We start from the raw sequence: 20,228 nt of genomic DNA on the forward strand, positions 1-20,228 counted from the left end.
TGGGGCCGCTCGCACTATCTCGATCGCATGACGTTGGGCGAGTTGACGGTCGCGTATCTCCGACATCATGCGATCGTCGCCTATCTGGCGCTGGTCGCGGTGTCGGCCGCCCTCTTCGCGTGGCATCCGGCGGGTGCGGTGCCGACCGTCGCGACGATCGCGCTGGTCGTGATCGCCTATCCGCTGATCTGGTACGTGCTGCACCGCTGGGTGTTGCACTCGCACTGGATGTTCAGGACGCCGCTGCTGTCGGGCATATGGAAGCGGATCCACTACGATCATCACCGCGATCCCAATCATTTGGAGGTGCTGTTCGGCGCGCTGTACACGACCCTGCCGACGCTGCTGCTGGTCGCCGCGGTACCGGGCTGGCTGATCGGTGGGACCGGCGGTGCGGCGGCGGGGTTCGCGACCGGGTTGCTGTGCACCTGCGTCTACGAGTTCTTCCACTGCATCCAGCATCTTTCGTACAAGCCGCGGGTCAGGTGGCTGGCGACGATGAAGGCGCGTCACATGGAGCATCATTTCCACGACGAGACGGGCAATTTCGGCATCACGAACTTCGCCTGGGACCGCGTGTTCGGCACGCTCTATCGCCGCGTCGAACGGCCGGCGAAGAGTCCGACGGTCTTCAATCTCGGCTATACCGACGCGGTTGCGGTACAATATCCGTGGGTGGCGCGACGATCGCATCCGATACCGGCGCGACCGCGAGGTGCAGATCGCAGAGCGCGACCATCGCCGGACGGTGGCTGACCATGACCAGCCCCTGCCCGGTTCTGGCGAGCCGGGCGGACAGACGTTCGGCCACGCAGCGCTCGGTAGCGGCGTCGAGCCCTTCGGTCGGTTCGTCGAGCAACAGCCACGGCGCGCGGACGAGATAGGCGCGGGCAAGTGCCAACCGCCGGCGTTCGCCACCCGACAGGCGCACGCCGTGTTCTCCGATCCAACTGTCCAGACCCTCCGGCAGGGCTTCGATCACGTCGGTCAGCGCAGCGTCGGCCAGCACCGCCCACATCGCAGCATCGTCAGCCAACGGATCGCCGAGCGCGAGGGTGTCGCGGATCGTCCCAGCCAGCAAAGCAGCGTCCTGCGGTGCCCAGCCAAACGTCGTGCGGCGGATGGCGAGCGGGACGTCGACGATATCCTTGCCGTCGATGGAGGCGGTGCCGGCTTTCACGCCACGCAGGCCGAGCAGACTTTCCAGGAGCGTGGTTTTGCCCGTCCCCGATGCCCCGACCAGCGCGATGCGGGTGCCCATAGTAAGGTGCGTTCCGAGCAGATCTAGCGATCGCGCGGTGCCAAGGCACGCTGTCGGCTCGTCCTCCATCGTCTCGCAGGCCAGCAGATCGTCGAGGCGGGCTGTGGCCTCGCGCACGGCGCTTCGCTGGGCCAGGCTGCGCAACACCGGTCCGGCGCCGTCGATCGCCATGACCGCCGCCAGCGCGCACAAGGCCGCGATCGGTGCGCCCGCGGGTGCAGCGAGGATCAGCGCAGCAACGCCTGCCACGCCGAGGGCGACCGCCTGGATGAACTCGAACCAACCGGCCACGACGGCCTGCGCGCGTTGCGCTTCCGCGAGGCGCAAGCTGCACGCATCGACGGCCTCCATCGCCTGCGCCTCGACGCCATAGCAGCGGAGTTCGGCCGCAGCATCGGCGACACCGGCAAACGCGTCCTTGAGCGCCCCGCTCGCACGCTGCACCTCGCGCCCCGGTGCATCGAGGCGGCGGGCCAGGACGCTTGCAACCGCCAGCAGACCGGCCAGGCACAGCAGTAGCGCCACCGCCGGCCGCCACCCTCCCAAGGCGCACAACACCAAACCGCTCGCCAGCGCCGCGATCATCCCGGGCACGGCGGAAAGCCGGACGAAGTGCGCCTCGACGACGTTCACGTCCTGTACGATGCGCGCGGTCGCCTCGCCCTGCGTCAGCGCGAGTGCGTGGTCCAGTGGACCGCGCGCGAGACCGAGAAACAGCGCGGGGCGGATGCGAGCGAGCGCGCCGAACGCCGCGTCGTGGCTGGCGAGCCGCTCGCCGTAACGCCCGGCGGTCCGAAGGATCGCGAGCAGGCGGATGCCGGCACTCGGGAGCATGTAGTTGAAGCCCTGCGCGGCGATCGTCCCGGCGAGCCCCGCAACCGCGGCGGCAGTGATGAACCAGCCCGACAGCCCGAGCAACACGACCGAGGCGATCGCGACGACCGCCGCATAGCCGCTCGCGCGCCACAGGCCGTAGCGTTGCCGTCGACGCTCGTCGGCGATGAGGGTGTCGAACCCGGTCATGGCCGCTCTCCAAGGTCGATGACGATGTCCGCGATCTCAGCCAGCCGTGCGCTGTGCGTCGCGATGATCGTGGTGCGCCCTACGCAGGCGCGCGCGATCGCATCGATCAGGTGCGCTTCGGACGCGGCGTCGAGGTGCGCGGTCGGCTCGTCGAGCAACAGCACGGGCGCCGGCTTCAACAGCGCGCGGGCGAGTGCGATCCGGCGCCGTTCCCCACCGGACAATCCGCTACCACGCGCGTCGATCACCGCGTCCAATCCGCCGCGGGCTAGCAGCATCGGTGACAGCCCCGCGGTCCGTGCGACCTCCGCGATCCGCCCGGCCGATGCGCTCGTGTAGGCCAGAGCAATGTTCGAGCCGATCGTCCCGGGCAGGATCAGCGGCGACTGCCCCATCCAAGCGGCGATCGGCGCGATGCTGCCGATTGTGCATAGGCTTAAGTTTTGTTGCTCTCCCCTCCCTGGAAGAGAGGGGTTGGGGGTGGGTAGGTCGGCTTGGGGCACTGCCGGCTGAGTATGTGGAAACCGACCCACCCCGGGCCCCTCCCTTCCAGGGAGGAGAGAAGTGCCAATGGTGACGCGGCCCTCGGACAAGGGAGCAAGACCGAGAAGCAGGTGAAGCAGGCTGCTCTTGCCGCTCCCCGACGGGCCGACCAGCGCGACGATCATGCCGGGGTGCGCCTCGAACGATACGCCGGATACTGCAGCGTTGTCCTGCCCGTCATAGCGGATCGAGACGGAGTCGAAGCGGATCGTTGGCGCGACGACGGACCACACCGGTATGCACGACGGCGGTGAAACCTCAGCCTGCTCGACCACCGCCAATCGCTCGGCCGCAGTCTCCGCTGCCTGCCGGTCGTGGTACGCCGCCGCCAGCCGCCGCATCGGTGCGTAAAATTCGGGGGCGAGCGCCAGCACAAAGAATGCGCGGCCGAGGTCTAGCGTCTCGGGCACGGGAAACGGGAGCAGGCCCAACAGATTGAACCCGGCATACACTGCGACCAGCGCGACCGACAGCGCGGCGAAGAACTCCAGCGCACCCGACGACAGGAACGCAACGCGCAGCACGCGTATCGTTCGCCGTGCCAGATCCTCCGCGGCGTCGCCGAGCGCAGCAGCCTCGCGCCCTTCCGCCCGAAAGGCCAGCACGATCGGCAGCGCACCGATCCGGTCCGCGAACAGCCCTGACAGCCGGGCGAGCGCGACGAACTGGCGGCGTGACGCATCCGCGGCGGCGCCGCCCGCCAGGATCATTGCAGCGAGGAACGGAAAGAACGTCGCCACCAGGATTGCGGCGGCGATCGGGCTGGCGACTGCGGTGGCGGCGAGCACGATCAGCGGCGCGATCGACGCCGCCATCCGCGCGGGCAGGAAGCGCGCGACATAGCCATCGATCGCGTCGACCTCATCCACGGCAGCGCTCATCAGCGTGCCCGTCGTCGCATCCGATCCCGGCGCCCGGTGCAGCGCCGCAGCGACGATCCGTCGCCGCAACCGTGTCTTCGCCCGGTACGCGCCGCTCGCGCCGACGCGTGCCGCCAGCATCGCGCACACGCCGCGCCCGATTGCCGAAACGCCCGCAAGCAACGCCCAGGGCAGCATCGCCGCGACACCATTCGGCACCGCGACCACGCCGCCCGCCAACCCGGCCGCGAAGCCGATCGCCGCGACGGTGTCGAGCAGCAGCAGGCTCGTCGATAGTCGCACCCCGCCGCCGTCTGCGACGACCACCTTCAGATAGGCGCGGGAGACGCGCGCGCGGTCTTTGGCAATACTATTCATGTCCTCCGCATTCAGGGCCAAGCCCGCGCGCGTCTTTGACCGCGGTCAATGTTCGCGCCGCCGGCCTCGCCTAGCCCGGCGTCCAGACACGACCGTCGACGGCCGTGTAGGGAGCATAACCATGGACCTTGGGGTCATCGATCTGTCGCGGCTGCAATTCGCGCTGACCGCCTTGTACCATTTCCTGTTCGTGCCGCTGACGCTCGGGCTGTCGATGATGCTGGTCATCATGGAAGCCGTGTACGTGATGACGAACCGGCCGATCTGGCGCGTCATCACGCGGTTCTGGGGGCGGATCTTCGCGATCAACTTCGTGCTGGGCGTCGCCACCGGGCTGACGATGGAGTTCCAGTTCGGCACCAACTGGGCGTATTTCTCGCACTACGTCGGCGACATCTTCGGCGCGCCGCTGGCGATCGAGGGGCTGATGGCGTTCTTCCTCGAGGCGACGTTCGTCGGACTGATGTTCTTCGGCTGGGAACGCCTGTCGAAGCTCGGCCATCTCACGGTCACGTGCATGGTCGCGCTCGGCACCAATTTGTCAGCGCTGTGGATCCTGGTCGCGAACGGCTGGATGCAGAATCCGACCGGCGCCGAGTTCAACACCGATACGATGCGGATGGAAGTCAGCGATTTCGGCGCAGTGCTGTTCAACCCGATCGCGCAGGCCAAATTCGTCCATACCGTCAGCGCGGGCTATGTCTGCGCCTCGGTCGTGGTGCTCGGCATCTCGGCCTTCTGGCTGCTGAAAGGGCGATACACCGCGGTCGCACGCCGTTCGATGACAGTCGCCGCCGCGTTCGGGCTCGCCGGATCGCTGTCGGTCGTCGTGCTCGGCGACGAGAGCGGCTACGCGCTGACCGACAACCAGAAAATGAAGCTCGCCGCGATCGAGGCTGCCTGGCACACCGCCCCCGCTCCCGCCGGGCTGACGCTGTTCGGGATGCCCGACGTTGCTCTACGCGAGACGCGGTACGAGGTGCAGGTGCCCTGGGTGCTCGGCCTGATCGCGACGCGCAGCCTCGACAAGGAGGTGACCGGGATGTCCGAACTCGTGCTGAAGGCGCAGGAGCGGATCACCTCGGGCGTCATCGCCTATGACGCGGTCCAGCATCTGAAGGTCGACCGCACCGACGTCGCACAGCGGGCGCGGTTCGAGGCGCACAAGCGCGACCTCGGCTATGCGCTGCTGCTGAAGCGCCACGCCGCCGATCCGCGCATGGCCAGCCCGCAGCTGATCGCGGCGACCGCATGGGACGTGGTGCCGAACGTGCCGCTGATGTTCTGGAGCTTCCGGATCATGGCGTTCATCGGCTTTTTCATGATCGCGCTGTTCGCCACCGCGTTCGTGCTGACCTCGCTCAGGATGCATACCCAGACGCGCTGGTTCCTGAAGCTCGCCGTCGTCGCGATCCCGCTGCCGTGGATCGCGATCGAGCTTGGCTGGATGCTGGCCGAAATCGGTCGCCAGCCCTGGGCGATCGAAGGCGTGTTGCCGACTTTCCTGGCTGCGTCGTCGCTGACCCGCGGTGTGCTGTGGACGACGATCATCGGCTTCACCGCGATCTACGGCACGCTGGCGGTGATCGAGGTGCGGCTGATCCTCGCAACGATCCGCAAGGGACCGTTCGAGCATGACGAGGATCCACAGCCCGCGCCCGGCCCGATCCCCGCCGCCGCCATAACCGCCTGACAGGAGACACGACGATGTTCGATTATGAAACGCTGCGTCTGATCTGGTGGGTTTTGCTTGGTACGTTGCTGATCGGGTTCGCGCTGACCGACGGCTTCGATCTCGGCGTCGCGGCGCTGCTCCCGTTCGTGGGGCGCACCGACGCCGAGCGGCGGATGGTGATCAACGCGATCGGGCCGACCTGGGAAGGCAACCAGGTATGGTTTATCGTCGGCGGCGCGGCGATCTTCGCGGCGTGGCCGTTCGTCTACGCGATCAGCTTCTCTGGCTTCTACCTTGCGATGTTCCTCGTCCTCGCGGCGCTGATCCTGCGCCCGGTCGGGTTCAAATACCGTTCGAAGCGGCCCGATCCGGCATGGCGGTCGCGCTGGGACTGGGCGTTGTTCGTCGGAGGGTTCGTCCCCGCGCTCGTGTTCGGCGTGGCGGTCGGCAATGTCCTGTCGGGCGCCCCGTTCCGCCTCGACAGCGACCTGCGCGCGTTCTTCGACGGCAGCTTCCTCGGGCTCTTCACGCCGTTCACGCTATTGTGCGGACTATTGTCCGTCGCGATGCTGGTGCTGCACGGCAGCGCCTGGCTGGCGATCAAGGTCGAGCACGGCGCGGTGCACGATCACGCGCGCAAGTTCGGCACGGTCGCGGGCCTTGCGTCGCTCGCGTTGTTCGCAGCTGGCTGGGCGTTCGTCGCCTATGGCGACATCGGCTACCGCATCGTCGGCGCGATCGATCCCTCCGGCCCGTCCAATCCCTTGCGCACTACCAGCGAACTGGCGCGCGGCGGGTGGCTCGCCAATTACGGCCTGTATCCGTGGATGATGATCGCCCCGGTACTCGGCTTCGGCGGCGCGGCGCTCGCGCTGTTCGGCATCCGGCGCGGATCGGAGAGCGCGGCGTTCGCCGGGTCATCGGCGTCGGCGCTCGGCATCATCGCGACCGTCGGGCTGTCGATGTTCCCCTTCATCCTGCCGTCGAGCATCGACTCGCATTCCAGCCTCACCGTGTGGAACGCGTCGTCGAGCGCCAAGACGCTTGGCATCATGCTGTTCGTCACCGCCGTGCTGCTGCCGATCGTCGTCGCCTACACCGCCTGGGCATACAAGGTGATGTTCGGCCGCGTGACCACGCACAAGGTCGCGACCAACCCCGACTTCTATTGATTTCCAACGCTAAGGATATCTGATCATGTGGTATTTCACGTGGGTGCTCGGCCTCGGGCTCGCCGTCGGCTTCGGCATTCTCAACGGCATCTGGCACGAGTTCCATTTGCCGATCGAAGACGATGCGGACGCCCCTGCAAACTCGTAACGGTCGCGTAAAGATTTCGCGCGGATATCGCGGGCCTTCATACTATACTGGATCAATGGCTCACCACGACATCTGCGCGGACTGCGCGGTCCGCGACCAGGCCCTGTGCAGCAGCCTCAGCGACGTCGAGCTGGGTGCACTGAACACGCTTGGTCGCCGTCGCAAGATCGCGCGCGGCCAGACGCTGATCTGGGCGGGCGACGAGAGTATCATCTGCGCGAACCTGCTGTCGGGCGTGCTCAAGCTGGTGGCGGCGACGCCCGATGGCCGCGAACAGATCGTCGGGCTGTTGTATCCCGCCGATTTCGTCGGCCAGCCCTATGCCGGCCAAGCCGACTTCACGATCACCGCATTGACCGAGTCCGAGCTGTGCATCTTCCCGCGCGACGCGTTCGAGCGCGTGCTGGAGGATCATGTGCGGATGGAGCGCCTGTTGCTGCAGCGGACGCTGGCCGCGCTCGGTGTCGCCCGCACGCGGATATTGTCGCTCGCGCGCAAATCCGCGCAGGAGAAGATCGCCGGCTTCCTGCTGGACATGGCGTTGCGCGCCACGGCGACGGGGTGTCGCGCAACGCCGGACGGGCCGATGACGTTTGACCTGCCGCTCACGCGCGGACAGATCGCCGACGTGCTCGGCCTGACGATCGAAACGGTCAGCCGCCAGATGACCCGGCTGAAGACCGCCGGCGTGATCGCCCTGCCCGGTGGCCGCGCGATCACGATCTCCGACCCGGATGCGTTGCAAGGGTGCGCTGAGGCAGCCTAGACCGCGCTGCGCTCGCAAAGCCCGCGCACCAGCATGTCGCGCGCGCCATGCGTAAGTCGCCCAGCTCCGAGCGTCAGGACCGCGAGTTGGGTAAAGTCCATCGCCTGCCGGCACCCGCCGAAAAAACTCCGCAACATATACCCGAACGCTTCCGCGCACGGTGCCGAGACACCCGACAGGGCGGCGAGAATGTCCTCGGCCTGGATCACATCGCTGACATGACGCGCTCGCATCCGTATCGCCACCACGGCGGTGAGCGGATCGCCGAAACCACGCGCGAACAGCGCATCGATCATTGCATTTTCATCGCGCGGGTGACTGACCAGGACGTCGCGAAGGTCGCGACAGACTGCCTCGGTCTCGGCATCGGGTAGGCGGCCGGGCAACGCGTCGGCGCACGCCTCGAGCCGATCGCATACGTTGCGAAGCCGCGCGTGGGCCGCGATCAGCCGCGCCAGATCGAGGTCGTGGATGACGTGCCAGCGCCCTGCGAACGGCACGACCTGCGCGGCAAACTCGTCATGCTCGGTCATCGCGGCTCTCCATCGAGCCTCGGTCGCATGCCGTTTCGCGCTCGACATTGACGACGGTCAATCAGGCGGCGCGATCCGCCTCGCCCTCGCGCAACCGGTCGCGGAATTCCGCCAGTCGCGTGCGATAGCCATCGGCATCGCCATATTCGAGGAACTCGTAATAGCGGTGGAGCGGATCGCTGACGCGCAGCGCGTGCTTGATCGGGCACCAATATTGCTCGGTCCGGCTGCTGACCTCCCGAACGAACCCGACCAGGCCATTGGCATAGGAGCAGAAGGCGCAGTTGAGGGCTTCGATCCGGTTCAGATAGCCGAGATGCGCCCGGTCGAACATGATGTAGTCGCGCCGCCGCACCCGCGCGATGCCGTACGCACGGAAGCAGATTGCCTGATACACGCTCACCCACAGGTCGACGACGAGCAGCGGTACGATCAGCGAATAGATCACCGGCGCGGTGACGATCGAGATCAGGTCGGAACGCGCGACGAAGCGCAGCACCGAGACTTTGAGCCGCCGCTGCGCATCGAGTACACCGTGTTCGAAACCGACGATCCGGCCGGTAAGCTCGACGCCCAGCGCGCGCCGCCGGCTTTCGATCTCGCGGTCGAGTTCGCCCTGCAGCCCGACGATCTCGCGCGCCAGATCCTGCATTCGCCGGATGTCGATCGTCATGCGGTCTCCTCGACGGGCGGAGATCGCCCTCCGGAGCCACCCTAGCGTCCGCCGATCGCGTCGGTAGCGTCGGAAACTACGTGTTTCCCGACGCTGCGGGACCCCCGTCTTTGTCGGTAGGCACGAGGTGCATCGCCATCGACGGCGCGCAATCGCAAAGGGACATCAAGATGGTCGAACTCGTCAGCGAGCGTGCAGGCGCTTCGCCTACACCATCGACCGCGTCGTGGAGCGCCGACCTGACGACGCGCGACGGCTACATGTTCCACGTCCGCCCTGCGTCTCCCGCCGACGAAGCCGCGCTCGGGGCGTTCTTCGAGCATGTCGACAAGGAGGATTTGCGGTTCCGCTTCCTCAGCGCGATCCACAATGTCGGCGACGACCAGCTTCGCGCGCTGGTCACGGTCGATCACGATCATACCGAGAACTTCCTCGCCTTCGATCCCGCCACCGACCGGATCGTAGCCACCGCGATGCTCGCCGCCGACGAAAGCCTCGTCCGCGCCGAGGTCGCCCTCGCGATCCGCACCGACTTCAAACGCCGCGGGATCAGCTGGACCCTGCTCGATCACGTCGCAGCATTCGCGCGTGCGAAGGGGATCGCGACGCTCGAGTCGATCGAGAGCCGCGACAATCATCAGGCGATCGACCTGGAACGCGAACGCGGCTGGATCGCGTCGGCCTGTCCAGGCGATCCGGCATCGATGATGTTGCGGATGACGCTGTCAGCCTGACAAACTGCCTTCGAAGCACCGCCCCAGACGGCCAGGATGGGGCGACCGCTCGGCGCGGTCGCTGCCTTCGCGAACGGGCCTCGGAGAGCGACGCGGACCGTTCCGCAAGAAACGGTCCGCGTCCTCGCTCATCGCGCCAACCGCGTCGCAGCGCAATCGTTAGGTCGGCACGGCCGCCCCGCAGCCAACCGTCCTGGTCGGCTACGTGGCGATCGCCGTGGTGGTTACTGCGTCCCGGTGTCAGGCGATCTCGAGCATGTTCTCGACCTTCACCGCGCCCGGCGCCGCCCAGGCGGTACGCTCGGCGACCATCCGGTCGTGCGGCGAATCGACCGAGCCGGTGAGCCGCACGGTGCCGCCGTCGACCGACACCTTGATCGTGTCGCCGTCGAAGAACCACGAGCGGTGTAGCGCAGTGCGGATGTCATTGCTGACATCGGTCACGTCGACGCGAGGTTTCAGCGTGACGTGGTTGACCACGCCGACGACACCCGCAAGCGGCCGTACCGCCGCCTCGGCTGCATCCTTCTGGAAATGCCAGCGCACTTCGCCGCGCAGGCTGACCCAGCCGTCCTCGACCTGCGCCTTGATGCTGTCGTGCGGCACCGTCGTATCCCAGGAGAGCCGCTCGACGATCGCGCTGGCGATCGCCTCGTCCCCGCGCTTGAAGCGGTCCTCCAACTGTACCTCGATCTCCTCCGCGACCGCCTTCACGCCATCGACCCGCGCCGCGGCACGTTCGGCGGCATATTTCGCGGCATAGCTGCCCGCGTGGCCGCTCAGCGTGACGACGCCGTTGTTCGCAGTGACACCGATATGCCCGGCAGGGACGCTCGGATCCCAGTTGAGTTCGGCGAGCACGGCTTTCTGCAATCTTGCGTCGTGGGACATGACACTCTCCTGGAGACAGCGCGGAGAGGCCCGAGCCGATGACGCAACCCTATCGACGTAGCCGATCGGGGACAGCGTCGGGAACTACGCAGCCCGCACGCTTATGCGTAATTCCCGATCCTTTCCCACTCCCGCCCAAACGTCGACAGTCCGGCGAAAGAGGGAGACCGCGCATGACCTATTCGACCCTGATGGTGCATCTCGACGGCGGCCGTCCCAACGCGGCGTTGCTCGACGTCACGGCCACGCTCGCCGACCAGTATGATGCCGCGGTGATCGGCATCGCCGCGTGCCAGCCGGTGCAGATCGGCACGTGCGATGGCTATCTCGGTGGCGAATATGCGGTGATCGAGCGCGATATCGTCGCCGACGAACTCGCCCGCGCCAAGACCGAGTTCCACGCGCACGAACGGCTCGCGAAGCACGTGCTCGAATGGCGCTCGATCCCGACGCTCGCCAACCTCGCGCACGTCGTCGCGGAGAATGCGCGCGCCGCCGATCTCGTCATCACCAGCGCAGGGCCGGGCTTTGCCGACCTCGCGACACATGCCGACACCGGCGATCTCATCCTGCGCGCAGGCCGCCCTGTGCTGGTCATACCCGACGGCGCCGCCACCGCGACCTTCTCGACCGTCATGGTCGCGTGGACCGATACGCGCGAATGCCGCCGCGCGATCGGCGATGCGCTGCCCATGCTTCGAGCCGCGGACCGGGTCGTGATCGTCGAAGTCACGATCGACGCGATCGACGCGCGGAAGCCGATCGACGATGTTGCCGCCTGGCTCGCGCGCCACGACGTCGACGCGGACAAGATCGTCGCGCGGATGAAGGGCACCAGCATCGACACGCTCGCGGGGATCGCGAACGACGTCGAGGCCGACCTCGTCGTCGCGGGCGCCTATGGCCATAGCCGGATCCGCGAATGGGCGTTCGGCGGCATCACCCGCGACCTGTTGCTGCGCGACCGGCGTTGCACCTTGTTGTCGCACTGAACCGCGACGAGCGTCGCCATCAGCAAGTATCCCGACCCTGTTGCCGATGCGAACCGAAGACTATTCGTTGGCTCCACGATCCTGTCTGCGATCACGCTTATCGAAGGACTGTTAGCGTATAGCGAGTCTTTGTACTAACATGCGTCATGTTTCGAATGAGGGCGTCGTATTCTTGCCCCCTTCCGGATCGGATCAGTGTGTCGAACAAGGCCCGTGTCTCAATGACTTGCCTCTGCGTTCCCCGAGCCACCGCACCGCCCGCATGATCGCGTCGCAGTCGTCGCACGATACCGAGCGCCAGGCGGTAGCGCGCGGCGATGCGGCGCTGGCGGAAGAACTGGGGCTGCTGATCGACGGCGCGACGACCTATGCGATCTACATGCTCGATCCCCAGGGCCGCGTGACGATCTGGAACCGCGGCGCCGAGCGGATCAAGGGCTGGGCCGAAGCGGAAATCATCGGCCGCGATTTCGCGATCTTCTATCCCGCCGACGACATCGCGGCGGGTAAGCCCGAAGCCGACCTCGCCCGCGCGCACTGCGATGGCCGGATCGAGGAGGAGAGCTGGCGAGTCCGCAAGGACGGGTCCGAATTCCTTGCGCACGTGACGATCACCGCGCTGCACGACGACGCCGGCGCGCTGCGCGGGTTCGGCAAGGTGATCCGCGACATTACCCACGAAAAGGCTGCCGAAGCCGCGATCGTGCGCCGCGAACACCATCTCCGCTCGATCCTCAATACCGTGCCGGACGCGATGATCGTGATGAACGAGAACGGCATCGTCGCCTCGTTCAGCGCGGCGGCCGAACTCGTCTTCGACTATGCGGCGAGCGAGGTGATCGGCCAGAACGTCGCGATGCTGATGCCGTCGGTGGAGGCACGCGATCACGACGCGCACCTGCGCAAATACCGCTACACCGGCGAGCGCCACGTGATCGGCAACGTCCGGCTCGAACGCGCGATGCGAAAAGGGGGCGAGACGTTTCCGATCGAACTTGCCGTCGGCGAAGCCTCGATCGCGGGCGAACGGATCTTCACCGGCTTCATCCGCGATCTCACCAACCGCCATGCGACCGAACGCCGCGTGCAGGAACTCCAGTCCGAACTCGTCCACGTCTCCCGCGTCAGCGCGATGGGCACGATGGCCTCGACGCTGGCGCACGAGATCAACCAACCGCTGACCGCGATCGCCAATTACCTCGAGGCGACACGCGCGATGATCGACGGCAGCGCAGACCCTCTCCTGGCCGATATCGCCGAGGCGCTCGACCTCGCAGCGGCGCAGTCACTGAGGGCGGGCACGATCGTCCGCCGGCTGCGCGCGTTCGTCGATGGCGGCGATACCGGGTTCCGCGACGAACGTCTCGACCTGCTCGTCGAGGAGGCGACCAGCCTCGGCCTACTCGGCGCGCACGAGGCAGGGATCACCGTCGTCAGTAGCGCATCGCCCGGCGCGATCATGGTCCGCGTCGATCGCATCCAGATCCAGCAAGTACTGGTAAACCTCATCCGCAACGCGATCCATTCGATGGCCTCGTCGCCGATCAAGACGTTGTCGATCGCCACCGCGCCCGAGCGCGAGGGGTGTATGCAGGTCATCGTCGCCGACACCGGCTCCGGCATCGACACCGAAGTCCGCGCGCGCCTGTTCGAGGCATTCGCGACGACCAAGGAGGACGGCATGGGGCTCGGCCTGTCGATCTGCCGGACGATCGTCGAGGCGCATGGCGGGCGCATCTGGGCGGACGGCGTCGCCACGGGCGGCACCGCGTTCCATTTCACCGTGCAGCTCGCGGCCTTCCAGGAAAGCGACACCGATGACTGACCCACTCCGCACGGTCCATATCGTCGACGACGACGAGGCGATCCGCCAGTCGGTGAGCTTCCTGTTGCGCAAGGCGGGTTATGCGGTCGAGACCTATCCCTCAGGCACGCATTTCCTGAAGTCGGTGACGCGCGAGACGCGTGGCTGCTTGCTGCTCGACGTCCGTATGCCCGATCTCGACGGGCTGGAGGTTCAGGCACGCCTGGCCCGGAGCGGCAATACCCTACCGGTGATCATGCTAACCGGCCACGGCGACGTCACGCTCGCGGTCCGCGCGATCAAGGCCGGCGCGATCGAATTCCTGGAAAAGCCGTTCGAGCGCAACGTCTTGCTTGCTGCGATCGAGACAGCACTGGCGCACGCGGCGCGCTCCGGCCGTGACCATTTCGCCGCCGCCGACGCGCTCGTCCGGCTCGCCGTGCTCACGCCGCGCGAACGCGACGTGCTCGACGGCATGGTGCTGGGTCGCCCCAACAAGCTGATCGCCTACGACCTCGACATCGCTACCCGCACCGTCGAAGTCCACCGCTCGAACCTGATGGAAAAGCTTGCCGCCCGCAGTTTGTCGGACGTCCTCCGCATCGCATTTTCGGCCGGACTGGGTGAACCCGCCGAACCGGCCTGAGCGCCGCCCCGCCCCCCTCGCTTTCTACGTACAGACGGGACGATGTGCGCGTGTCATCGATGAGCGAGAAGGACCGCCCGATGACCGACCACTCTACCCTATCGCATGCCGGCATCGGCGTTTCGCTGGTCGATGGCGACCCCACGATCCGCCGCGCGCGCCAGATCATGCTGCTGTCCGAACGCTATGACGTGCGCTCCTACGCCACCGGCGCGGCGCTGCTCGCCGATCCCCGCTCCCGCGACGTGTCGTGCATCGTCGTCGATATCGACGGGATCGGCGGCAGTGGCTTGGATACGCTCGACGCGATGCGTGCGTCCGGCTGGCGGGGGAAAGCCATTCTGCTCGACGGTGGCATGCCGCACGCGACGCTGACCCACGCCGCCGAACGTCACGGCGACCGCATCCTCCACCGCACCACCGGAGACGCCCCCCTCCTCACCGCGATCGCCGCCTCGATCGACCATAGCTGGTCCAGCTGGAACGCCGAGGGTTGATTGAAACGAATGGTTGGCGGGGGCGCCCCCATGGCTCCCCCGTAGGCCGCCCCCGGTTGCTACATGCCTAGCAGGCGAGCTTCAGCGTAAGGCGTGGCCGCGCCGCCGCATGCCGAAGCGTCGGCGGCGTGACCGTACGCTCGGCCCGGATCACACGCCGCGGGATCGCAACCACAGGCTCCACGACCAGGCACGGCAACGTCGCGACAAGCGCCTCGAGCCTGTCGCGATACAGCCGCGCGAGTGTCTCATGCACGACCCGCGCACAAGGCCCGGCCGCCGCATCGGCCATCGCCAGCGTCGCGTCGATGCGTCGCCGGAAATAGAGTATCTCGGTATGGATAGCGTTCATGGCGAGCTCCCCGCCGGCTCGCCTCGTTGCCGCACGATGCGGGTGTCGATGGGCTGATCCGTATCAAGACAGTAGCGCGATCGGGCGAAAGCGTCGGGACTCGGAAAGCACGTACCTCGCCAAGCTCGTCAGGCGAGCGCGGCGGCGTGGATCGCGATCTGCGCGTCCTCCTGTGAGGGGAATATCCGGATCTCGAGACCCGGAACCCAGGCGAGACCCGTACGGATCGCCTGGACGGTAGGCTCGTCGTTCTCACCGATGCCCCCCGTCAGCACGAGCAGGTCAGCACCCCCGAGCGAGACGATCATCGCCGCGATCTGCTTGCACACCGAGCGTTCGAACATGCGGATGGCGAGGTCAGCGTCGTCGGTCTCGGCAACGCGCAGAACGCGCATGTCGCCGGACAGCCCCGAGATACCCGTCATCCCGGCAGCATGATCGACCATCGTCGCCAGCACCTTGGCGTCCATCTCGGTTTCTCGCAGCAGGTACAGCAACACGCCGGGATCGATATCGCCCGTCCGGGTCGCCATCATCAAGCCGCCCGACGGGGTCAGCCCCATGCTGGTGTCGATCGATCGGCCATCGCGCACGGCGGTCACGCTCGCGCCGTTGCCGAGGTGCGCGATCACCAGCCGTGGGGGCATATCGCCGCCGAGTTGGCGGAGGATCGACTCGCAGGACAGGCCGTGGAAGCCGTAGCGCCGCACGCCGGTCGCCTGGTATTCGCGCGGGATCGGGAGCGTCCTTGCGATGTCGGGCATGTCCGCATGGAACGCGGTATCGAAGCACGCGATCTGCGGCACGCCCGGATAGCGTACCTCTGCGGCCCGGATCAGCGCCAGCGATGCGGGGCCGTGCAGCGGCGCGAACGCGCACGCTACATCCAGATCCGCCATCACGGCACCGTCGATCCGGCAATGCGCGTCGCGGTGCGGGCCGCCGTGGACGATCCGGTGGCCGATCACCGTCGGCACCGGCCACCCCTTCAGCGCCGCCTCTATCGTGTCGAAGAAGCGCGCATGGTCGTCGCCATCATCGTCCGGCGTCTCGATCGTCCCACCAACCAGCAGGACGGGCTCCGGATCGACCGCGTACAGCCCGTATTTGAGCGACGACGACCCGCTGTTGAGTGCAAGAACTACCGCGACCATTGCCAGTCACGCACCTCCGGCAGATCGTCGCCCTGCTCGGCGATGTAGAGCTTGTGCCGCTCCATCGTCGTCCAGTACCGCGCCGTCTCGCGCGGCACGCGGTCGCGCAGCCGAGGCACCCGCTCGATCGCGTCGAGCGCCAGCCGGTACCGGTCAAGATCGTTCAGCACGACCATGTCGAACGGCGTCGTCGTCGTCCCCATCTCCTTGTAGCCACGGACGTGGATATTGGCGTGGTTCGCGCGCCGGTACGTCAGCTTGTGGATCATCGCCGGATAGCCGTGGAACGCGAAGATCACCGGCTTGTCCGCTGTGAACATCGCGTCGAACTCGCGCTCGTCGAGCCCGTGCGAATGTTCGGAGCGTGGCTGCAACACCATCAGGTCGACCACGTTGACGACCCGGATGCGGATATCGGGCACGTACGCACGCAGCATCGTCACCGCGGCCAACGTCTCCAGCGTCGGCACGTCGCCTGCGCACGCCATCACCACGTCGGGGTCCGCGTCGTCGCCCGCCCAGTCCCAAATCCCCGCGCCCGCGGTGCAGTGCCGCACCGCCGCGTCGATCCCGAGCCATTGCCACTCCGGCTGCTTCCCCGCGACGATCACGTTCACATAGCCGCGACTGCGCAGGCAGTGATCGCCGACCGAAAGCAAACAGTTCGCATCGGGCGGAAGGTAAATCCGCGCGACGTCCGCGGTCTTGTTCGCGACATGATCGATGAACCCCGGATCCTGGTGCGACAGCCCGTTGTGATCCTGCCGCCAGACATGCGACGTCAGCAAGTAATTGAGCGACGCGATCGGCCGCCGCCACGGGATCGTCCTGGTCGTCTTCAGCCACTTGGCATGCTGGTTGACCATCGAATCGACGATGTGGACGAACGCTTCGTAGCACGAGAACAGCCCGTGCCGCCCGGTCAGCAGATACCCCTCCAGCCAGCCCTGGCACAGATGCTCGCTCAGCACCTCCATTACGCGGCCGTCGGGCCCGAGATGCTCGTCGACCGCCTCGACCTCCGCCATCCAGACTTTCCCCGAGACGTCGTACACGTCGGCCAGCCGGTTCGACGCGGTCTCGTCAGGGCCGAACAGGCGGAAGTTCACGCTGGCGAGGTTGAGCTTCATGACGTCGCGCAGATACCGCCCGAGCACGCGCGTCGCCTCAGCCCTGACCGTCCCCGGCGCGTCGACCGCCACCGCGAACTCACGGAAATCGGGCAGCGACAGCGGCACCATCAGCTCGCCGCCATTGGCGTGCGGGTTCGACCCCATCCGCCGATGCCCGGTCGGCGCTAGCGACGCATACTCCTCGAGGAACTTGCCGCTCGCGTCGAACAGCTCTTCGGGCCGGTAGCTCCGCATCCACTCCTCGAGCTGGCGCAGATGCTCCGGATCCTTGAAGTCCGCGATCGGCACCTGATGCGCGCGCCACGTACCCTCGACCGGCTTGCCATCGACGAACTTCGGTCCGGTCCAGCCCTTCGGCGTGCGGAACACGATCATCGGCCAGCGCGGCCGCCCGGGCGTCGCGCCCTCGACACGCGCCGCCGCCTGGATCGCCTGAATCCGCGCCAGCGCCTTGTCGAGCGCGGCGGCGAGCTGCTGGTGGACCGCAGCCGGATCGCTGCCGCCGACATAATAGGGCTCATGCCCATAGCCGCGCAGCAACGCATCGAGCTCATGCCCGTCGATCCGCGCGAGGATCGTCGGGTTGGCGATCTTGAAGCCGTTCAGGTGCAGGATCGGCAGCACCGCGCCGTCACGCGCAGGGTTGAGGAACTTGTTCGAATGCCAGCTCGCCGCCAGCGCGCCCGTCTCCGCCTCGCCGTCACCGATTACGCACGCGACGATCAGGTCCGGGTTGTCGAACGCAGCGCCATAGGCATGCGCAAGCGAGTACCCGAGCTCGCCGCCCTCATGGATCGATCCCGGCGTCTCGGGCGCGACATGGCTCGGGATGCCACCCGGCCACGAGAATTGTCGAAACAGCCGGTGCATGCCCGACCGGCTCCGCTCGATCGCCGGATAACGCTCGGTGTACGAGCCCTCGAGATACGTGTTGGCCACCAGCCCCGGCCCACCATGCCCCGGCCCGATGATGTTGATCATGTCGAGGTCATGCTCGACGATCAGGCGGTTGAGATGGACGTACAGGAAGTTCAGCCCGGGCGTCGTCCCCCAATGCCCGAGCAGCCGCGGCTTCACGTCCGCGATCGTCAGCAGCCGATCGAGCAGCGCATTGTCGCGCAGGTAGATCTGACCGACCGACAGATAGTTCGCGGCACGCCAATACGCGTCCATCCGGCGCAGCATGTCGGGGGACAGAGGGTGCGTCTTCGCAGGCGCCAGCGTTGCAGAATCGGCCATCTTCAGCTCCCGAAATCGAGGACGACGCGCGATGCGACCTGCCCGCGCTGGAGCCTGTCGAAGATGTCGTTGATCGCAGACAATGGTTGCACTTCGATGTCGGCCTTCACCTTGCCGTCGGCCGCGAACGCGAGCGCCTCGGCCATGTCCTTGCGTGTCCCGACGAACGATCCGCGCACCGTGATGCACTGCGCCACCACGTCGAACAGCGGCATCGGAAAGTCGCCCGGTGGCAGGCCGACGAGCACGCACGTCCCCTTGCGTCGCGTCATCGCCACGCCCTGATTGAACGCGGTCAACGAAGGCGCGGTGATCAACACGCCGTGCGCGCCGCCCCCGGTCCCGTCCTTCAGCGCCGCGATCGCGTCGGGCTTGCGCGCGTCGATCAACAGTTCCGCACCCAGCGCCCTGGCATGCGCGAGCTTGCCTTCGTCGACATCGACGGCAGCCACGCGCAACCCCATCGCCTTGGCGTACTGCACCGCCAGATGCCCCAGACCGCCGACGCCCGAGATCGCAATCCACTCGCCCGGTTTCGCGCCCGTTTCCCTGATACCCTTGTACGTCGTGATGCCCGCGCAGATGATCGGCGCCGCCTCGACCGCGGACAGGCCGGCGGGAATATGCGCAACGTAGTTCGGGTCGGCGAGGATGTATTCCGCAAACCCGCCATTGCGCGTGTAGCCGCCGAACTCCGCCTCGGCGCACACCGTCTCCCACGCGGACAAGCAGTATTCACAATGTCCGCAGGCGGAATAGAGCCACGGCACGCCGACCCGGTCACCCAGCTTGACGATCGTTACGCCCACGCCGACTTCGACGACGATGCCGATCCCCTCATGCCCCGGAATGAAGGGGGGTGACGGCTTGACCGGCCAGTCGCCATGCGCGGCGTGCAGGTCGGTATGGCACACCCCGCATGCCTCGGTCTTGACGACGATCTGTCCCGGTCCTGCTACCGGCACCGGCCATTCACGCAGGATCAACGGTTTGCCGAACGCCTCGACGACGGCGGCTTGCATCATACGGGTCATGAAACTTCCTTGAAGATGCGGATGGATCAGCCTGCCATCCGAGCGACGAGCGCGGGATCGGCCAGCAAGGCTTCGTCCCCGAATGCGATCTGCGCGCAGGTCCGCTGCGCCTGGGCCGCGACGTCACGGAGATACTGGTCGGCGAACTGCTTGCGGAGATCCTGCGTGATATGCGCGAAACGGCGATGCTCCTGCGATCGCATCCCGAAGGCGTGGACGATATACTGGTCGAACACGCTGTTCAGCCCTTGCCCCTGGCCCTGTTCGTCGAGCCAGATCTTGCTCGCCGCCGACGTCGAGAAGCTGACAAGCCGCTTGCCGCCGAGCAGGTCGGTCTGCACCCTGCTCTGCAGCGTCTCGGGCTGGACGCCCGCGCCGAATACGCGCTCGACATAGCCCTTCAGCATCGCCGGCGGCGTCCCGAACCAGATCGGGTAGACCAGCACGAATACGTCGCAGCCTGCGATCGCGTCGACCTCGGCCAGCACATCCGCGCCATAGACCGCGGGGACGTTGGTCGGCCGCTCCGCCGCCTTCAGCACCGGATCGAACCCCATCGCATACAGGTCGCGGAAGACGACCTCCTGCCCCGCCCCGCGGACCGCATCGCAATACGCCGCCGCGATCGCGTGATTGAAGCTCGCCGGACCGGGATGACACAGGATTACCGCATGACGTCCTCTTGCCGGATCTCGCTTGCCAACGACCATCGTTCATCCC

19 protein-coding genes and 1 pseudogene are annotated in these 20,228 nt (G+C 66.9%); 10 read left to right on the forward strand and 10 right to left on the reverse strand.

Annotation, left to right across the window (positions count from 1 at the left end; genetic code table 11):
- The first annotated feature begins 27 nt into the window (after positions 1-27).
- Positions 28-756 (forward strand): sterol desaturase family protein, encoded by a 729-nt coding sequence (locus tag BM244_RS23460; RefSeq protein WP_093398130.1) that lies wholly within the window; start codon positions 28-30, stop codon positions 754-756.
- Positions 757-853: 97 nt separating this feature from the next.
- On the opposite strand, the pseudogene BM244_RS23855 reads toward BM244_RS23460, so the two are convergent.
- Both BM244_RS23855 and cydD read right to left on the reverse strand, forming a co-directional pair.
- Positions 854-2,284, reverse strand: a pseudogene (locus tag BM244_RS23855) (amino acid ABC transporter ATP-binding/permease protein); the annotation flags it as partial.
- Complete coding sequence (gene cydD, locus BM244_RS04880; protein ID WP_093398131.1) at positions 2,281-4,065, reverse strand: thiol reductant ABC exporter subunit CydD; 1,785 nt, start codon at positions 4,063-4,065, stop codon at positions 2,281-2,283. The pseudogene BM244_RS23855 and the gene cydD, both read right to left, overlap by 4 nt.
- 121 nt (positions 4,066-4,186) lie before the next feature.
- On the opposite strand from cydD, the gene BM244_RS04885 reads away from it, so the two are divergent.
- From BM244_RS04885 to BM244_RS04900, 4 genes are read left to right on the forward strand one after another with little or no spacing between them, the layout of a single operon-like run.
- Positions 4,187-5,758 (forward strand): cytochrome ubiquinol oxidase subunit I, encoded by a 1,572-nt coding sequence (locus tag BM244_RS04885; protein WP_093397720.1) that lies wholly within the window; start codon positions 4,187-4,189, stop codon positions 5,756-5,758.
- Between the two features lie 14 nt (positions 5,759-5,772).
- Positions 5,773-6,912, forward strand: coding sequence for a cytochrome d ubiquinol oxidase subunit II (gene cydB / locus BM244_RS04890; RefSeq protein ID WP_093397722.1), 1,140 nt, complete (start codon positions 5,773-5,775; stop codon positions 6,910-6,912).
- A 25-nt stretch (positions 6,913-6,937) separates the two neighbouring features.
- Positions 6,938-7,060, forward strand: coding sequence for a cytochrome bd-I oxidase subunit CydX (gene cydX, locus BM244_RS04895; protein WP_082470763.1), 123 nt, complete (start codon positions 6,938-6,940; stop codon positions 7,058-7,060).
- Between the two features lie 55 nt (positions 7,061-7,115).
- Entirely contained in the window at positions 7,116-7,826 is a 711-nt protein-coding gene (locus BM244_RS04900) for a Crp/Fnr family transcriptional regulator (protein ID WP_093397723.1), read from the forward strand.
- Here BM244_RS04900 and BM244_RS04905 read toward each other — a convergent pair.
- Together BM244_RS04905 and BM244_RS04910 are read right to left on the reverse strand one after the other, a co-directional pair.
- Positions 7,823-8,359 (reverse strand): hemerythrin domain-containing protein, encoded by a 537-nt coding sequence (locus tag BM244_RS04905; protein WP_175518054.1) that lies wholly within the window; start codon positions 8,357-8,359, stop codon positions 7,823-7,825. The two genes, BM244_RS04900 and BM244_RS04905, sit on opposite strands and share 4 nt — an antisense overlap.
- A 61-nt stretch (positions 8,360-8,420) precedes the next feature.
- Positions 8,421-9,032 (reverse strand): hypothetical protein, encoded by a 612-nt coding sequence (locus BM244_RS04910; protein WP_217649078.1) that lies wholly within the window; start codon positions 9,030-9,032, stop codon positions 8,421-8,423.
- A gap of 170 nt (positions 9,033-9,202) precedes the next feature.
- On the opposite strand from BM244_RS04910, the gene BM244_RS04915 reads away from it, so the two are divergent.
- Positions 9,203-9,766, forward strand: coding sequence for a GNAT family N-acetyltransferase (locus BM244_RS04915; protein ID WP_093397726.1), 564 nt, complete (start codon positions 9,203-9,205; stop codon positions 9,764-9,766).
- 240 nt (positions 9,767-10,006) lie between these two features.
- Here the strand turns inward: BM244_RS04915 and BM244_RS04920 are convergent, their stop codons facing one another.
- Positions 10,007-10,657, reverse strand: a complete 651-nt coding sequence (locus tag BM244_RS04920; protein ID WP_093397728.1) for a BON domain-containing protein — start codon at positions 10,655-10,657, stop codon at positions 10,007-10,009.
- 173 nt (positions 10,658-10,830) lie between these two features.
- Here BM244_RS04920 and BM244_RS04925 point away from each other — a divergent pair, with 173 nt between their 5' ends.
- The 4 genes from BM244_RS04925 to BM244_RS04940 all read left to right on the forward strand — a co-directional run bounded on the left by BM244_RS04925 (position 10,831) and on the right by BM244_RS04940 (position 14,596).
- Positions 10,831-11,649 (forward strand): universal stress protein, encoded by an 819-nt coding sequence (locus tag BM244_RS04925; protein ID WP_093397729.1) that lies wholly within the window; start codon positions 10,831-10,833, stop codon positions 11,647-11,649.
- Positions 11,650-11,911: 262 nt separating this feature from the next.
- Positions 11,912-13,474: a PAS domain-containing sensor histidine kinase gene (locus tag BM244_RS04930; protein WP_175518056.1), complete on the forward strand. Its 1,563-nt coding sequence runs from the start codon at positions 11,912-11,914 to the stop codon at positions 13,472-13,474.
- Complete coding sequence (locus BM244_RS04935; RefSeq protein ID WP_093397730.1) at positions 13,467-14,099, forward strand: response regulator transcription factor; 633 nt, start codon at positions 13,467-13,469, stop codon at positions 14,097-14,099. The genes BM244_RS04930 and BM244_RS04935 overlap by 8 nt, the downstream gene beginning before the upstream one ends.
- Before the next feature lie 80 nt (positions 14,100-14,179).
- Entirely contained in the window at positions 14,180-14,596 is a 417-nt protein-coding gene (locus BM244_RS04940) for a response regulator transcription factor (protein WP_175518058.1), read from the forward strand.
- A 67-nt stretch (positions 14,597-14,663) separates the two neighbouring features.
- Here the strand turns inward: BM244_RS04940 and BM244_RS04945 are convergent, their stop codons facing one another.
- From BM244_RS04945 to BM244_RS04965, 5 genes are all read right to left on the reverse strand, one after another.
- Positions 14,664-14,948, reverse strand: a complete 285-nt coding sequence (locus BM244_RS04945) for a hypothetical protein (protein ID WP_093397734.1) — start codon at positions 14,946-14,948, stop codon at positions 14,664-14,666.
- 128 nt (positions 14,949-15,076) lie between these two features.
- The gene (locus tag BM244_RS04950) at positions 15,077-16,102 is read right to left on the reverse strand and encodes an acetate/propionate family kinase (RefSeq protein WP_093397735.1); all 1,026 of its coding nucleotides are present in this window, start codon (positions 16,100-16,102) and stop codon (positions 15,077-15,079) included.
- Positions 16,090-18,474 carry a phosphoketolase family protein gene (locus tag BM244_RS04955; RefSeq protein WP_093397737.1) on the reverse strand — a complete coding sequence of 795 codons (2,385 nt, stop codon included), beginning with the start codon at positions 18,472-18,474 and terminating at the stop codon, positions 16,090-16,092. Before BM244_RS04955 ends, BM244_RS04950 begins: the two co-directional genes overlap by 13 nt.
- 2 nt (positions 18,475-18,476) lie before the next feature.
- Positions 18,477-19,508, reverse strand: coding sequence for an alcohol dehydrogenase AdhP (gene adhP / locus BM244_RS04960; RefSeq protein ID WP_093397738.1), 1,032 nt, complete (start codon positions 19,506-19,508; stop codon positions 18,477-18,479).
- A 26-nt stretch (positions 19,509-19,534) separates the two neighbouring features.
- Positions 19,535-20,218, reverse strand: a complete 684-nt coding sequence (locus BM244_RS04965; protein WP_093397740.1) for an NAD(P)H-dependent oxidoreductase — start codon at positions 20,216-20,218, stop codon at positions 19,535-19,537.
- Positions 20,219-20,228 lie beyond the last annotated feature (10 nt).

The sequence above is a fragment of the Sphingomonas sp. OK281 genome (assembly GCF_900115295.1).
Classification (GTDB): Bacteria; Pseudomonadota; Alphaproteobacteria; order Sphingomonadales; family Sphingomonadaceae; genus Sphingomonas.

Bases quoted from the DNA above. Each gene is read 5' to 3' on its own strand.
- adhP (WP_093397738.1), bottom strand. From the start codon at position 19,508: ATGACCCGTATGATGCAAGCCGCCGTCGTCGAGGCGTTCGGCAAACCG.
- BM244_RS04920 (WP_093397728.1), bottom strand. From the start codon at position 10,657: ATGTCCCACGACGCAAGATTGCAGAAAGCCGTGCTCGCCGAACTCAAC.
- BM244_RS23460 (WP_093398130.1), top strand. From the start codon at position 28: ATGACGTTGGGCGAGTTGACGGTCGCGTATCTCCGACATCATGCGATC.
- BM244_RS04940 (WP_175518058.1), top strand. From the start codon at position 14,180: ATGACCGACCACTCTACCCTATCGCATGCCGGCATCGGCGTTTCGCTG.
- BM244_RS04935 (WP_093397730.1), top strand. From the start codon at position 13,467: ATGACTGACCCACTCCGCACGGTCCATATCGTCGACGACGACGAGGCG.
- BM244_RS04910 (WP_217649078.1), bottom strand. From the start codon at position 9,032: ATGACGATCGACATCCGGCGAATGCAGGATCTGGCGCGCGAGATCGTC.
- cydB (WP_093397722.1), top strand. From the start codon at position 5,773: ATGTTCGATTATGAAACGCTGCGTCTGATCTGGTGGGTTTTGCTTGGT.
- BM244_RS04905 (WP_175518054.1), bottom strand. From the start codon at position 8,359: ATGACCGAGCATGACGAGTTTGCCGCGCAGGTCGTGCCGTTCGCAGGG.
- BM244_RS04965 (WP_093397740.1), bottom strand. From the start codon at position 20,218: ATGGTCGTTGGCAAGCGAGATCCGGCAAGAGGACGTCATGCGGTAATC.
- BM244_RS04945 (WP_093397734.1), bottom strand. From the start codon at position 14,948: ATGAACGCTATCCATACCGAGATACTCTATTTCCGGCGACGCATCGAC.
- cydD (WP_093398131.1), bottom strand. From the start codon at position 4,065: ATGAATAGTATTGCCAAAGACCGCGCGCGCGTCTCCCGCGCCTATCTG.
- BM244_RS04885 (WP_093397720.1), top strand. From the start codon at position 4,187: ATGGACCTTGGGGTCATCGATCTGTCGCGGCTGCAATTCGCGCTGACC.
- BM244_RS04915 (WP_093397726.1), top strand. From the start codon at position 9,203: ATGGTCGAACTCGTCAGCGAGCGTGCAGGCGCTTCGCCTACACCATCG.
- cydX (WP_082470763.1), top strand. From the start codon at position 6,938: ATGTGGTATTTCACGTGGGTGCTCGGCCTCGGGCTCGCCGTCGGCTTC.
- BM244_RS04900 (WP_093397723.1), top strand. From the start codon at position 7,116: ATGGCTCACCACGACATCTGCGCGGACTGCGCGGTCCGCGACCAGGCC.
- BM244_RS04955 (WP_093397737.1), bottom strand. From the start codon at position 18,474: ATGGCCGATTCTGCAACGCTGGCGCCTGCGAAGACGCACCCTCTGTCC.
- BM244_RS04930 (WP_175518056.1), top strand. From the start codon at position 11,912: ATGATCGCGTCGCAGTCGTCGCACGATACCGAGCGCCAGGCGGTAGCG.
- BM244_RS04950 (WP_093397735.1), bottom strand. From the start codon at position 16,102: ATGGTCGCGGTAGTTCTTGCACTCAACAGCGGGTCGTCGTCGCTCAAA.
- BM244_RS04925 (WP_093397729.1), top strand. From the start codon at position 10,831: ATGACCTATTCGACCCTGATGGTGCATCTCGACGGCGGCCGTCCCAAC.